Source organism: Arthrobacter sp. EPSL27 (genome assembly GCF_001512305.1).
Lineage (GTDB): Bacteria > Actinomycetota > Actinomycetes > Actinomycetales > Micrococcaceae > Arthrobacter.
The window spans coordinates 1267992-1280871 of sequence record NZ_LNUT01000005.1; the positions used below are offsets into that span (position 1 = coordinate 1267992).

Consider the following 12880-nt stretch of genomic DNA (forward strand, 5'->3'; position numbering starts at 1 on the left):
AAAAGGGGGCGTGAAAAGACTGCTGGTCGCGGGAGAACGGTGGAGGGCGTGGTGGTGGCCGGCGGGTGAACCGGGGAGGACCATTGGCATTGGCATCGTGGTTTACCCGCAAGCCACAGAAAAAGGCCCGCGGGCCCAGACACCTCTTCCTCCAGCTGAGACAATGTCCCAATGGACATCGCGCTGGGAATCCTTGTTTTCGTCGCGGTGGTCTGCGCCGGCAGCGCGCTGGGCCGGAAACTCAACATATCCGTTCCGTTGCTGCTGGTATTGGCCGGCGTCGCCGGCTCCTTCCTCCCCTTCGTCCCGGTGATTGAGCTGAACCCCGAGGTGGTCCTCGTGGGACTCCTGCCGCCTCTGCTGTACGCCGCGGCACTGCGGACATCGCTCTTCGATTTCAGCTCCAACCTCCGCGCCATCGGACTGCTGTCGGTGGGCTATGTCATCTTCGGGACACTCGCCGTGGGCTTTGTGGTCTGGTGGTTGTTCCCGGAAATCCCCCTGGCTGCCTGTATTGCCCTCGGTGCGGTTGTGGCGCCGCCGGATGCCGTCGCGGCGACCGCCATCGCGAGGAAAGTGGGGATGCCGCGCAGGATCGTCACCATTCTGGAGGGCGAATCCTTGGTCAACGACGCCACCGCCCTGATCTGCCTCCGGGCCTCCATCGCCGCCATCTCGGGGTCGGTGTCCGTGATGGGGATCGCCACGGACTTCCTGCTCGCGGCCGGGGGCGGGGTGGTGGTGGGCATGGCAGCCGCGTACGTGCTGACCGAGCTCCGGAAGCGGACCCGGAACGTCGCCATCAACACCTCGACGTCGTTGGTCGCGCCGCTCGTTGCCTACCTTCCCGCGGAGGCGATTCACGCGTCCGGCGTCCTCGCCGTCGTCGTTACCGGATTGGTGATGGGCACCAAGGCGCCGTCCATGCCCAACGGCGCCGCCCGGCTGAGCCAGCGCAGCAACTGGAACACGGTGCAGTTCCTACTGGAAAACTCGGTCTTCCTGCTGATCGGGCTGCAGGTGCGGACCATCATCGAAGGCGTCCAGGACGATTCCCTGGGTGCCGGGCGGATTTGGACCGGCTGCGCTCTGATCCTGCTGGCGGTGCTGGTGTTCCGGCCGGTGTGGGTTTTCCCGGCAACGTACCTGCCCCGCCTGATTCCCTCCGTGCAGCGGAAGGACCCGGCGCCTCCGTGGCAGTACGCGGCGATTGTCTCCTGGGCAGGGATGCGGGGAGTGGTCACCTTGGCGGCCGTGCTGGTGCTGCCCGCGGATCTGGAGCACCGTTCGGTCCTGATTCTCGCCGCCCTGGTAGTGGTCGGTGGCACGCTGACGCTGCAGGGGTTCACTCTTCCGGCGCTGGTCCGGTTCCTGAAAGTCCAGGGCCCGGACCCGCGCGAAGACGCGCTGAACCAGGCCTCGCTCGTGCAGCTGGCCACCGCCGCGGGTGTAGCCCGCCTGCAGGAACTGCAGACAGAGAACGATCCACCGGAGGTGGTGGCCATGCTGAAACGGCGCACCCAGGAGCGCGGTCTCGCTGCCTGGGAACGGCTCGGCCGCCCGTCGGCGGAAACAGCGACTCCCAGCGCGCGTTACGCCCGGCTCCGGCTGGCCATGCTGGAAGCGGAACGGGCCAAGGTGCTGGAAATGAGGCGCGGCGGCGAGTACCCGCACGAGGTCCTCAGCGAAGTACTGGACCAGCTGGATATTGAGGAATCCATGCTGGACCTGGCGCTGGACGAAGTGGACACCTCCGGCGAGGGCGGCGGGGAAGGGATCGCGCGGCCGGGCGGGGTATGCGCCCACCTCGAGTCGGCCCGGTCTCCGGAGGTCCCCGTGGACCCCTTCTGCGCGGGCTGCCGGACGGAAGGCACCACGACGGTGCACCTGCGGATGTGCGTGGCGTGCGGCAAAGTGGGGTGCTGCGATTCCTCAACCGGAACCCATGCCTCCAGGCACTTCGAAACGACCGGGCACCCGGTCATGCGGAGTATCGAGCCGGGCGAGGACTGGCGCTGGTGCTACCAGGACGACCTGCTGGGCTGAGGCCCGTAGCTCCCTCAGCCAGCCTTCCAGGACCTGCCTCTCAAAGCTCGCGATAGTAGTAAAGCATCGGATCCGTCTGGTTGGGTTCGGTGTTGGTGAAGCCGCGTGCTTCGTAGAAACGGCGCGCGTCGGTGTCCTCGCCGTCCACGTTGATCTCCATGAGCTCACCGCCCCGGCCGCGCACCAGGTCGAGGGCCGCGTCCAGGAGTGCACTGCCGAGGCGGCGGCCGCGGAGCTCCGGGCGGACGTAAAGCTCGTCGAGGATCGCGACCGGCCCCTGGTACCAGACGTTGGGCCGGAAACTCAGCACCGCAAGCCCGCTCGCCGGCTCGCCGGTCAGCAGGACCACTACGTCGTCCCCCGCCAGGAGCTGGGTCAACCGTGCTTGAAGCTCCCCAACGCCGGGAGTCGGCGTCGAGAACTCAGTGTTGAAATCATGAAGCAACCGGGCGACGACGGCGGCGTCGTCCGCCGTCGCCCGCCGCGGCCCGTGGCCCGCAGGATCGCCGGAAGTCATGGCTTCATCATGAGGAGTCGGCAACGCGGCGTCCACCCCTTACCTACGGCCAGGGTCATTCGGGGTGTTATGCCGCGCGGACGGCGCCCACGACGAAAACTGCGCCGGCGCCTACCCCGTTCTGGATACGGATGCTCTTAAGCGAACTTCCGCAGCGGTGGAACTGACTATCCCACGTCGAGTCTGCCGTTGATTCGATGGGGAACGCCCAGCAAGTTCTTGTCTTGGATGGCCTCCGGCAGCAGGTTCTGGGGGAACCCCTGGTATGCCACCGGGCGGAGGAAACGCGTGATGGCGGCGGTCCCCACGGACGTACTGTGGGAAGCCGAGGTCGCCGGGTACGGGCCGCCATGCTGCTGAGCGTAGGTGACGGATACGCCGGTAGGCCACTGGTTCCACAGCAGGCGTCCAGCGCGTTTGGCCAGGTGCTGCACTAGGTCCTGCACGTCGTCGTCCGCCTCGCCGTGAACAGTCGCCGTCAGCTGCCCTTCCAGGACACGGGCCACAGCGGTGAGCTGAGCCTCATCCTGGTAGGTGACCACGAGGGATGCGGGGCCAAAGCACTCGGCCAGCAGCGTGTCAGGGTCCTGGAGGAGATCCTCGACAGTTGTAGCGAGAATTGCGGACGTGGGCAGTTGGTCGGCTGTACCGGCCGCTTCAGTGAGGACTTTCACGCCTGGGTGGTTCGTCATTTGCTTGAGGGACTCCATGAAGCCCGTCAAGATGCGTTCATTGAGGAGCGGGCCCGGAGCCGGCAAGGACTGCGAGCTGAGGTGAGCCAAAATTCCGGAGTCCTCGGGCACCAGCAACACGCCTGGCTTCGTGCAGAGCTGGCCGGCACTGGACGCGACCGAGCCGATGAACCCCTGGGCTATCTCCTCCCCTCGGTTCGCCGCAGCGGAGCGCGTGACGAAGACGGGGTTGACGCTGCCCATCTCGGCGAAAAACGGGATGGGCTCCGGACGGGAGTTGGCCAGGTCCAGCAGCGCCCGGCCGGCGGAAATCGACCCGGTGAATGACCCTGCCTTCACGCGCGCATCGGTGAGGGCGCTCCTGCCGGCGTCCGTTCCGAAAACCAGGGAAAAGAGGCCGGAGGGTGCACCGGCCGCTGCTAGGGCGCCGGTGATGACCCGGCCGGTGGCTTCCGACAGGTCAGGGTGACCGGAATGAACCTTGAGGACCACTGAGCACCCGGCTGCCAGGGCCGATGCGGTGTCTCCGCCCGCGGTGCTGAAAGCGAAGGGAAAATTGCTCGCTGCGAAGACAACCACGGGGCCCAGCGGTATGAAAACGCGCCGCAGATCGGGGCGCGGGGCGCCCATGGGCCACTGCGCGTCGGCAGGGTCGATCCGCGCGTCGAGGTAGGAACCCTCGTCGAGGACTTCTGCGAAGAGCCTCAACTGGAACGTGGTCCGCTTCAACTCGGACTGGAGCCGTACTTCTGCCAGGTGGGTCTCGCGCTGAGCGATCGGGATCAGGTCCGGGGCGGCCTCGTCCAAGGCATCGGCGACTGCCGACAGTGCCTTCGCGCGGCCAGAGGGCGACGTCGCGGCCCATTCATCCGAGGCCGCGGCCGATGAGGCCAGGATCTTTTCGAGTTCTTCCGGTCTAGTTTGCGGGAAGGTCATGGGTATGGCTCCAATTCAGGATCTTGATTCAGCAGGTCATCTGGTTGCGTGGCCACGCAGGGCCCGGTTCGTGCGTGGTGGCGTTCTTCCGGTGGGCGGTTAGGCCTTCGCCTCGGCCAGCTGGCTGGCGGCGGCGTTTTCCAGTTCCACGAGGTCGGTGGCGACGGTGACGAAGGTGAAGCCCTGCTGCGCACGACTCCGGGCGGTGGCCGCATCCAGGGTGTGGATTCCGGCGATTTTCCCGGCAGCCTCGGCGGCAGTGAGAGCGCGCTTCAGCCGGTCCTCCAGCGAGTCCTGGACGTCGGGGTCGAGTGGGTACTTTCCGCCGAGTCCCAGCGAAAGATCGTAGGGTCCCACGTAAATGCCGTCCAGGTCTTCCACTGCGCAGATGTCGTCGAGGTTGGCGAGTGCCTCTGCCGTTTCCACCATCACGAGCACGAGCACGGCCTCGTCCGCCTCGGCTGGCGTCGGACCAATCCGAAGCCCGGACCGCATCGGGCCGTAGGAGCGCTGCCCGGTTCCGGCCGCACGGGGGTAGCGGGCTGCCGCGACGGCGGCCCTGGCCTCCGCTGCATTGTTGACCAGCGGGACGATAATTCCACGGGCGCCGGCATCCAGTGCCCGGCCAATGGCGGCTGCGTCGTTCGCCCCCACCCGAACGACCCCGGCAGCCCCGTGGCCGGCGTCGATGGCCATCAGATTCTGCAGAATGCCTGCATATCCAAGCAGGCCGTGCTGGGCGTCCAGGCACACGTAGTCGTATCCGAGCCGAGCGATCCGTTCGTTGGACGCCGGCGCATCCAGGACGGACCAGAATCCGAAGGTCGGCTGTTTGTCCTTGGCACGCCTGATTACCTCGGCTGCTGGGTGGGTGGTTGCTGTCACAGGATCTGCTCTTCTCCGGGCGCCGGTGCTGGTGTCGCCAGTTGCCGATTGGGTGGGTAGTGGTGCGGATCCGGGGCGGAGCCCTCAACGGCTCCGCCCCGGAAGGGGCTAGTCCAGTTCCTGGTTGTGCCGGTCCTTTGAGAACGAAACTGCCACAAGCGAGACGCAGCCGCAGACGATCACGAAGATTCCCACCGGAACAAAACTCCCGCTGTAGGCGGCCATGAGGGCAGTGGCGATCAGAGGGGCCGGGCCACCGGCGATGGTTGCGCCGAACTGGTAGCCGAGGGAGGCTCCGGTGTACCGCACGTCCGGCGTGAAGCTCTCAGCGATCAGCGTCCCGAGAAGTGCACCATAGGTGGGCCAAATAATCGTGAACCCGAAGAAGCATGCGATGGCCAAGTGCAGGACTGACTGCTGATTGATCAGCCAGAGGTAGGGCAGGATGAACACCATTACGGCCACGGTCCCCGCGAGGAACACCTTCTTGCGGCCTATCCGGTCGGACAGTGCACCAGCGGCCAGCATCGACGGAACTCCGAGCACCGCCGTGACGAGGAGTGTGGTGAGGACTTGGCTGCGCTCATATCCGAGCGACACGGCGTAGGAAACCGTGAAGGTGGCGAAGATGAAGAATGTGGAGGTCTCGACAACCTTGGCCCCCATGGCAATTAGAACTGCCCGCCAGTGGTGCCGGAGCGTCTCGATGAGGGGGACGCGCTTCTCGCTGCCCTCTGCCTTGACCTTGCGGAACGACGGCGTCTCGTCGACGCGGTGGCGGATCCAAAGGCCGACACCGAGCAGGACAGCGGACAGAAGGAACGGGATGCGCCAGCCGAAAGTCAGGAACTGCTCTTGCGGGAAGATGCTGTCTGCAAAAACGGTCGCGATGTTGCCCAATGCCAGGCCAAGGAGAGCGCCAGTCTGGGGAACGGCGCCGTAGAATCCGCGCCTTTCCTTGGGAGAGTATTCAACCGCCAGAAGCAGGCCCCCGCCCCATTCACCGCCCAGTGCGAGCCCCTGCATCAGGCGCAGGACAGTCAGAAGGATGGGCGCCCACACTCCGATGGCAGCGTATGTCGGCAGCAGACCCATGGCAACCGTGGCAACGCCCATGAGGGTAAGCGTGACGACGAGCGTCTGCTTGCGCCCGATGCGGTCACCGATGTGGCTGAAGATCACCCCGCCGAGCGGGCGGACCAGGAAGGCGAGGGCGAAGGTTGCGAGCGAGAGAAGCTGGCTGACCGTGCCGTCTTCTGACGGAAAGAACAGCGGGCCGAAGACTATGCCGGACATGGTTCCGTACAGGAAATAGTCGTACCATTCGATCGTGCTGCCGACCGCACTGCCCCACAGGGCCCTGCTCCTGTCCTTCTTCGTTACGGTTAGGGCAGGTGCTAGTTTTGTTTGAGTTTCCAAGATGATTTCCTATTCCAACGCCACTGTTGAATATCAAAAAGAGAGCCGCCAGTTGAAGACACCGGCTAGTTCGGAACGATGACAGAGCGGCCGACGGACCCCGAAGTGAGGTCAGCGAGGGCTTCCTGTACTTGATCCAGCCGGTAGGTGTCGCCAAGGAGCTTGTCCAGCGGGAGTCTTCCTGAGCGGTATAGCTCTAGAATTTGCGGAACCTGCACCCCGGTGTTGGACGAGCCGTACAGGCTGCCCTGCAACGACTTTTCGGACTGCACCAGGTTGTTGAGCGGGACGTTGACCACATCGTTGGGATTACCCAGCCCGACGGCGAATGTGGTTCCCCCGGTGCGCAAACTGGCCATGGCCTGCTGGATGGTGGCCTGTTTCCCGATGGCTTCGATGACCCACTGGACGCCGTCGCCGGTAATCGCCTTCACCGCTGCTACGAGATCTTCCGTGCTGGAATTGATCACGTGAGTAGCGCCGAGTTCCAAGGCTTTATCGAGCTTGTCGTCCGCGATATCGGCCACGATGATGGGCGAGGCGCCCACGAGTTCCGCGCCGATCACGGCAGAAAGCCCGACTCCCCCGGCACCGATGACCAGCACTCCCTGGCCCGCGGCGCCCGTCATCCGGTTCAGGACAACACCCATGCCCGTGATGACCGCGCAGCCGACGATGGCCGCTATCTCCGAGGGGATGTCATTGGGAATCTTGATTATTGATTCCTGCGATACCACGCATGCCTCGGCGAAGCAGGAGACACCCATCAGATGGTGCACCGGCTCATCGTCGAGCGAGAGCCGGGTGCCTCCTCGAAGTAGCCCATTGGACTCCCCGTGCACCCGGCCTTGAACGCAGAGCGCCGGTTTGCCGCTGGAACAAAACTCGCACTGCCCACAACGCGGGCGCCAAGTCAGAACCACTTTGTCCCCCGGCCGGACGGAACTGACGCCCGGGCCAATTTCTTCGACGATGCCGGCGCCTTCGTGGCCAAGTACGATCGGCGTCCGGCAGCCGAGGTCTCCGTTCGTGTAATGCACATCGCTGTGGCACACACCGGCCGCCTCGATCCTCACCCGGACCTCGCCGGGACCCGGGGCGTCGAGGGCAAGATCCACCACGTTCAGCGGCTCATTGGGCGCATGCATGACGGCAGCTTTCACCGTTACTCCTTCATAGTCTGAACCCGTCAGGACGAAGGTTGTGATCCGCGTCATTCCGGGCTGTCCCCGAAACTATGGGCGGCCCGACCCCGGAGCGTCAAAAGACCGTCTCGCTCACAGAGACGCCCCATCAGGCTCCCGCACGCCCGCGGGACGGCCTTCCTTCCGTCAGAGCTGGCCGAGGAAAGTGCTGGCTCGCAGCTGCCGGTTCAAACCCAGCGTGGCCGCCTGGACGGCGGGGCCAACCAACCTCATGTCGATCGTCCCCACGGGTGCAGTGATGGAAATTGCGGCGATGGGTGATGAGTCTGCCCGCAGCAACGGGCTCGCGGCGCAAGCCAGCCCGGCGCTGGACTCTTCGTGCTCATAGGCGATTCCTTGGTCACGCACCGTTGCCAGTTCGGCGCGCAGCGCATCTTCTGTTGCTACCGTGTTGGGGCCGATCTTCCGCACGCCACCAGCGAGGGCCCGCTCAAGGACCGTGTCGCCAGAGAATGCCAGGAGAGCCTTGCCTCCAGCCGTGGCATATGAAGCTACCCTTCCTCCGACCCTTGAGGGAATCACCAGATCGGCATGCTTTCCGCGGAGGATTTCGATGTACACGACGTCCGACCCGTCGAGGACCCCCAATTGGACGGTCAGCCCGGTGGCCTGGCGTAGATCGGCCATGGTAGCCAGCGCCATCCGGCGAAGGTCCTTGGGCTTTTGCGCCAACTGGCCGAGTTCGAAGCACTTGATGCCGACCCGGTATCCGCCCGGGGTCCGCTCTAGAAAATCGAAGTCCGCCAGATCCCGGACGATGCGCGCGATGGACGCCTTCGGCAGGCCCACCCGCCGGGCTATTTCGGAAGCGGAAAGCTCTGGTTCCTCGGGCCGAAAGGCGCCAACGACGGCCGAAATCCGGGCGATCATTGAAGATTGGTTGTCTCGCTCAGTAAGACGCATCCCTGAAGTATGGGAGAACCGCCTCTCAGTTTCAACTCCAGGTCCGCCTGGATTACGGAACTCACAGGGTCGCAGACCGCCTATCCGGCCCAGTCGTCGTCGAACGGCCGGCCGCGGAAGTGCGCCCGGAGGTACTCCCCGACGACGGCGGCGCCCAGGTCCCCGGTGTCCGGCGCCACCACGCGGCCGTCGATCCGGCGGGCCAGCTTCTGGATGAAGCGCTCCAGGCCGGGATCGTTGCCCAGGCGGAAGAAGGTGGCCTGCACCCCGGCCCGCCCCAGCCGGTCCAGCTCGGCCACCGTGATGCGGATGGTCTCCGCATCAGGCGGATAGTTGAACCACGAGTCGCCGTCGGCCAGCAGGTGTGCGGTCGGTTCGCCGTCGGTCACCACCAGCAGCACCGGCTGCATGGACGGGTGCTGCCGGAAGAACCGGCCGGCCAGCAGCAGACCGTGGTGCAGGTTGGTGCCCTGCTCCCGGAAGGGCGGCAGGGCCGTGAGCTCGCCGATGTCCATCGACTGCCCATACCGGCCGAAGCTGATCAGCTGCAGCCGGTCACCGCGGAACTTGGTGGACACCAGGTGGTGCAGGGCGAGGGCGGTGCGTTTCATCGGCACCCAGCGCCCCTCCGCGGCCATCGAAAACGACACGTCCACCAAGAGCGCGACGGCGGCCTGGGTGCGGGCCTCCGTTTCGGTCACCTCGATGTCGTCCACGGCCAGGCGCAGGCCGCGGCGCGGGTCGCCGCCGTCGGCAATGGTGCGGCGGATCGCGTTGGTGATGGTGCGGGTGACGTCCCACGGCTCGGCGTCGCCAAACTCCCACGGCCGGCTGGAGCCGGTCTGCTCCCCCGCCGCCCCCGCCACCCGGGTGTCCCGTCGGCCCTGCCGGCCGGAGAGCTGCTTCGCGGTGTCCCGCAGCAGCGACCGGCCCAGCCGGCGCATGGCCTGCGGCGAGAGCTTCAAGTCCCCGTCGGCGTTCCGCTGGAGGAAGCCGCCGTCGTGCATGGCCTTTTCAATCTCCGCCAGCGTTCGGGCGGAGACGGCCGCGTCCTGCCCCAGCTGGCGGGCCAGCGCCTCCAGATCCAGGTCGTCCAGGCGGGAGCCGTTGTAGGACTGGGACAGCTGCTCGGCGAGCTCGTCCAGTTCGGCGAGGTCCTGCAGCACCCCGGTGCCGTCGCCGAGCCCCAGCCCCTCCTCGCCCTCGAAACGTTCGGAGCCGGACCAGTCCTCGCCGGGGCGCAGTGCCTGCAGGTTTGCGTCGAGTTGGCCCAGCTGTGCCATCAGCTCCGGCGAGCCGAATGCCTGGGCGGAGAGCTGCATCAGTTCCTCGCGCTGCTCGGCGGACATGGAACGCAGCATCCGCTGTGCGGCGGCCGCGCGCTGGGCGAGCGCGTCGATCAGCTCCTCGACCGACTGCGGGTTCTCCGGGAAGAACTGGCCGTGCTTGGCCATGAACTCCTGGAAGTCTGCATCCGTGTCCTCGCCGCGGCGGTGCTTGTCGAGGAGGTCGTTGAGGTCGCCCAGCATCTGCGCGACGGCGGCACGGTCCTCGTCCGTGGCACCCTCCAGCGCCTGCTTCATGCCGGCGAACCGCTGGTCCAGGACTTCGCGGCCCAGCAGGTCCTTGATCTGTTCGTAGGCCTCCCGGGCGGTGCTGGACTGCCAGTCATAGGACGCGAGCTCGTTGACGGCCGCGGCCGTGGACCTGGGCAGGTTCTGCAGCTGCATCTCCCGGAACGCGCGGTCCGTGTCGTCCATCCGGACATCACGGGCCAGCTGTTTCCGCTCCTCCAGCACCGCGGTCTCCAGCAGTTTCTGGACCTCGTTGAGGGTGCCGTCCAGCTTGTGCTTGCCCAGCAGGTCCTTGCGCCGCTGCTGCACCCGGCGGGCCAGCTGGTCCAGGCCGTCCCGGTCGCGGCCGCCGCGGCGCAGGTATTCCTGCAGGGCGTGCCGGGGCGAGTAGCCAGCCATCACGTCCTCGGCGACGGCGTCGAGCGCCTCGGCCAGGTCCACCGGCGGCGCCAGCGGGTCTGGACCGCCCGCATACCGCCCGTACCGGGACCGGTGGTGAACGCTCATGGCAGCCTCCCGTGCTGTCGGCCGACGTCAGCCGTAGACCGTGGCCTCGTCGTCGGAATCCTTGGAGATCCGCCGCGCGAGGTAGAGCCCTTCCAGGGCCAGCTCGACGGCGGCGGCGCGCTGCCCGTCGTTCTCCGCGCCGAGGCGCTCACTGATGTCGTCATAAAGCCGGGAGCCGTTGAGCGGCGGCAGCCCCTCCAGGAATTCCCGCGCGGTGACCAGCTCCCCAGTGGTGACGGTGGTGTGGCCATCCAGCGCGGCGACGAGGTCGCCCATGTCGAGGCCGTGGAAGTGCGCCCGGACGGCCTCGGCGGTAGCCATCCGCAGCAGGTGGTCCAGGATGTCCTGCTCCCGGCCTTCCTCGCCGGACTCGAACTCGATCTTTCCGGCGAGGACCTCCACGGCGGCGTCGAGGTCGATGAGCCGGGCCACGGCCTCGTCCTCGCCGCGTACGCTGGCCCGGCGCAGGGCCGCGGCGGCGACGGTTTCGGCGCCGGCGATCGCGAACCGGGCGGACACCCCGGAGGTCTGGTTGATCGCCGGGGACTGCCGCAGCGCCCGGGTGTAGCGGGCCAGGATCTCGAGGATGACGGGCGGGACGCCGGCCACCAGGTGGCCTTCCTGCCGGATGACGGCCACCTCGTCCTCAAGCTCGATCGGGTAGTGCGTGCGGATCTCGGCGCCGAAGCGGTCCCGCAGCGGCGTGATGATCCGGCCGCGGTTGGTGTAGTCCTCCGGATTGGCGGACGCGACCACCAGGACGTCCAGCGGCAGCCGCAGCACGTAGCCGCGGATCTGGATGTCGCGTTCCTCCATCACGTTGAGCATGGAGACCTGGATCCGCTCGGCGAGGTCGGGGAGTTCGTTGATGGCGATGATGCCGCGGTTGGAGCGCGGCACCAGGCCGTAGTGGATGGTTTCCGGGTCGCCCAGGCGGCGGCCCTCGGCCACCCGCATCGGGTCGACGTCGCCGATCAGGTCCGCGACGGAGGTGTCCGGCGTCGCGAGCTTTTCGACGTACCGTTCGGACCGGTGCCGCCACGCCACCCGGAGCCGGTCCCCCTCGGTGAGGGCCAGTGCGCGGGAGTGCTCGGTGATGGGCTCGTAGGGGTGTTCGTTCAGTTCGGAGTCCTCGATCACCGGCGACCACTCGTCCAGCAGCCCGGCCAGGGTGCGCAGCAGCCGGGTCTTGCCCTGCCCGCGTTCGCCGAGGAGGACGACGTCGTGCCCGGCCAGCAGGGCGCGTTCCAGCTGCGGCAGGACGGTGCCGCTGAAGCCGTACATCCCGGGCCAGGGGTCGCGGCCGGCGGCGAGCGCGGCCAGCAGGTTGTCGCGGATTTCGCGGCGCAGGTCCTTGTGGACGTGGCCGGAGGCACGCAGTTCACCAACGGTGAAGATTTCGGGGCGATCATTCACCCCTCCACCGTAGACCTGTACCCGGCGGCGAATCGAGGGATTTTGTGAGATTCCTGCGCACTGCGCGTTGGTGCGGACGTAGGCTGGATGCTGATGGCTACCGCAACCGCAGACGAATCCACTCCTCCCCCGGCGCCCGCGCGCCACGGCACGCTCCTGCTCCTGGTGCGCCACGGCCAGACGCCGACCACGGGCTCCGTCCTGCCGGGCCGGGCGCCGGGGCTGCACCTCTCCGACCGCGGCCGCGAGCAGGCCGAACGGGTCGCTGACCGGCTCGCCGGCCTGCCGGTGGACGCCCTGTATTCCTCCCCGCTGGAGCGCGCCTGCGAGACGGCGGAGCCGACGGCGGCCCGCACCGGCTTGCCGGTGAAGCACGACGACGGGCTGCTGGAGTGTGATTTCGGCGGCTGGACCGGCTCCGCGATCGCGGACCTGGCGGCCCTGCCGGAGTGGCAGACCGTGCAGCACAGCCCATCCCGGTTCCGCTTCCCGGACGGAGAGAGCTTCCCGGAGATGCAGGCCCGGATTGTCGGAGCGATGGAGGCCCTGTGCACGGCCCACGCCGGCGGTGTGGTGGTGTGCTTCTCGCACGCCGATCCCATCAAGGCCGCCGTCGCCCACGCCCTGGGCACGCCGCTGGATCTGTTCCAGCGGATCATGATCAGCCCGGGCTCGGTCTCCGCCATCACGTTCATCGAGGGCCAGGATCCCGCGGTGCACATGGTGAACTCGACGGCGGAACCCCTCAGCGGGCTGCGGGCGTCATGACCACGCTCGTGA

General features: G+C 67.0%; 10 protein-coding genes. 2 read left to right on the top strand and 8 right to left on the bottom strand.

Annotated features, from left to right (window positions below; all coding sequences use genetic code 11):
- The first annotated feature begins 171 nt into the window (after positions 1–171).
- A complete protein-coding gene (locus AR539_RS16830) occupies positions 172–2046 on the top strand; it encodes a Na+/H+ antiporter (RefSeq protein WP_066439425.1) in 1875 nt (624 codons plus the stop codon).
- Positions 2047–2086: 40 nt separating this feature from the next.
- On the opposite strand, the gene AR539_RS16835 is transcribed toward AR539_RS16830, so the two are convergent.
- The 8 genes from AR539_RS16835 to AR539_RS16870 all read right to left on the bottom strand — a co-directional run bounded on the left by AR539_RS16835 (position 2087) and on the right by AR539_RS16870 (position 12100).
- Positions 2087–2563 (bottom strand): GNAT family N-acetyltransferase, encoded by a 477-nt coding sequence (locus tag AR539_RS16835; RefSeq protein ID WP_066439427.1) that lies wholly within the window; start codon positions 2561–2563, stop codon positions 2087–2089.
- A 167-nt stretch (positions 2564–2730) separates the two neighbouring features.
- Entirely contained in the window at positions 2731–4191 is a 1461-nt protein-coding gene (locus AR539_RS16840; RefSeq protein WP_066439428.1) for an aldehyde dehydrogenase (NADP(+)), read from the bottom strand.
- A 99-nt stretch (positions 4192–4290) separates the two neighbouring features.
- Positions 4291–5076, bottom strand: a complete 786-nt coding sequence (locus AR539_RS16845) for an HpcH/HpaI aldolase family protein (protein WP_066439429.1) — start codon at positions 5074–5076, stop codon at positions 4291–4293.
- Positions 5077–5184: 108 nt separating this feature from the next.
- Positions 5185–6495: an MFS transporter gene (locus AR539_RS16850; protein ID WP_231728642.1), complete on the bottom strand. Its 1311-nt coding sequence runs from the start codon at positions 6493–6495 to the stop codon at positions 5185–5187.
- A gap of 65 nt (positions 6496–6560) precedes the next feature.
- A complete protein-coding gene (locus AR539_RS16855; RefSeq protein ID WP_066439433.1) occupies positions 6561–7658 on the bottom strand; it encodes a zinc-binding dehydrogenase in 1098 nt (365 codons plus the stop codon).
- A gap of 168 nt (positions 7659–7826) precedes the next feature.
- Positions 7827–8570 (bottom strand): IclR family transcriptional regulator, encoded by a 744-nt coding sequence (locus tag AR539_RS16860; protein WP_066439436.1) that lies wholly within the window; start codon positions 8568–8570, stop codon positions 7827–7829.
- Positions 8571–8683: 113 nt separating this feature from the next.
- Positions 8684–10684 carry a vWA domain-containing protein gene (locus AR539_RS16865; RefSeq protein ID WP_066439438.1) on the bottom strand — a complete coding sequence of 667 codons (2001 nt, stop codon included), beginning with the start codon at positions 10682–10684 and terminating at the stop codon, positions 8684–8686.
- 27 nt (positions 10685–10711) lie between these two features.
- Positions 10712–12100 (bottom strand): sigma 54-interacting transcriptional regulator, encoded by a 1389-nt coding sequence (locus AR539_RS16870; protein ID WP_066439440.1) that lies wholly within the window; start codon positions 12098–12100, stop codon positions 10712–10714.
- A gap of 93 nt (positions 12101–12193) precedes the next feature.
- On the opposite strand from AR539_RS16870, the gene AR539_RS16875 reads away from it, so the two are divergent.
- The gene (locus AR539_RS16875; protein ID WP_066439443.1) at positions 12194–12868 is read left to right on the top strand and encodes an MSMEG_4193 family putative phosphomutase; all 675 of its coding nucleotides are present in this window, start codon (positions 12194–12196) and stop codon (positions 12866–12868) included.
- Positions 12869–12880: the final 12 nt, after the last annotated feature.

What these genes read in the sequence shown, in the direction of transcription:
- AR539_RS16875 (WP_066439443.1), top strand. Translation starts at nt 12,194, where the DNA reads ATGGCTACCGCAACCGCAGACGAATCCACTCCTCCCCCGGCGCCCGCG.
- AR539_RS16835 (WP_066439427.1), bottom strand. Translation starts at nt 2,563, where the DNA reads ATGACTTCCGGCGATCCTGCGGGCCACGGGCCGCGGCGGGCGACGGCG.
- AR539_RS16830 (WP_066439425.1), top strand. Translation starts at nt 172, where the DNA reads ATGGACATCGCGCTGGGAATCCTTGTTTTCGTCGCGGTGGTCTGCGCC.
- AR539_RS16840 (WP_066439428.1), bottom strand. Translation starts at nt 4,191, where the DNA reads ATGACCTTCCCGCAAACTAGACCGGAAGAACTCGAAAAGATCCTGGCC.
- AR539_RS16860 (WP_066439436.1), bottom strand. Translation starts at nt 8,570, where the DNA reads ATGATCGCCCGGATTTCGGCCGTCGTTGGCGCCTTTCGGCCCGAGGAA.
- AR539_RS16865 (WP_066439438.1), bottom strand. Translation starts at nt 10,684, where the DNA reads ATGAGCGTTCACCACCGGTCCCGGTACGGGCGGTATGCGGGCGGTCCA.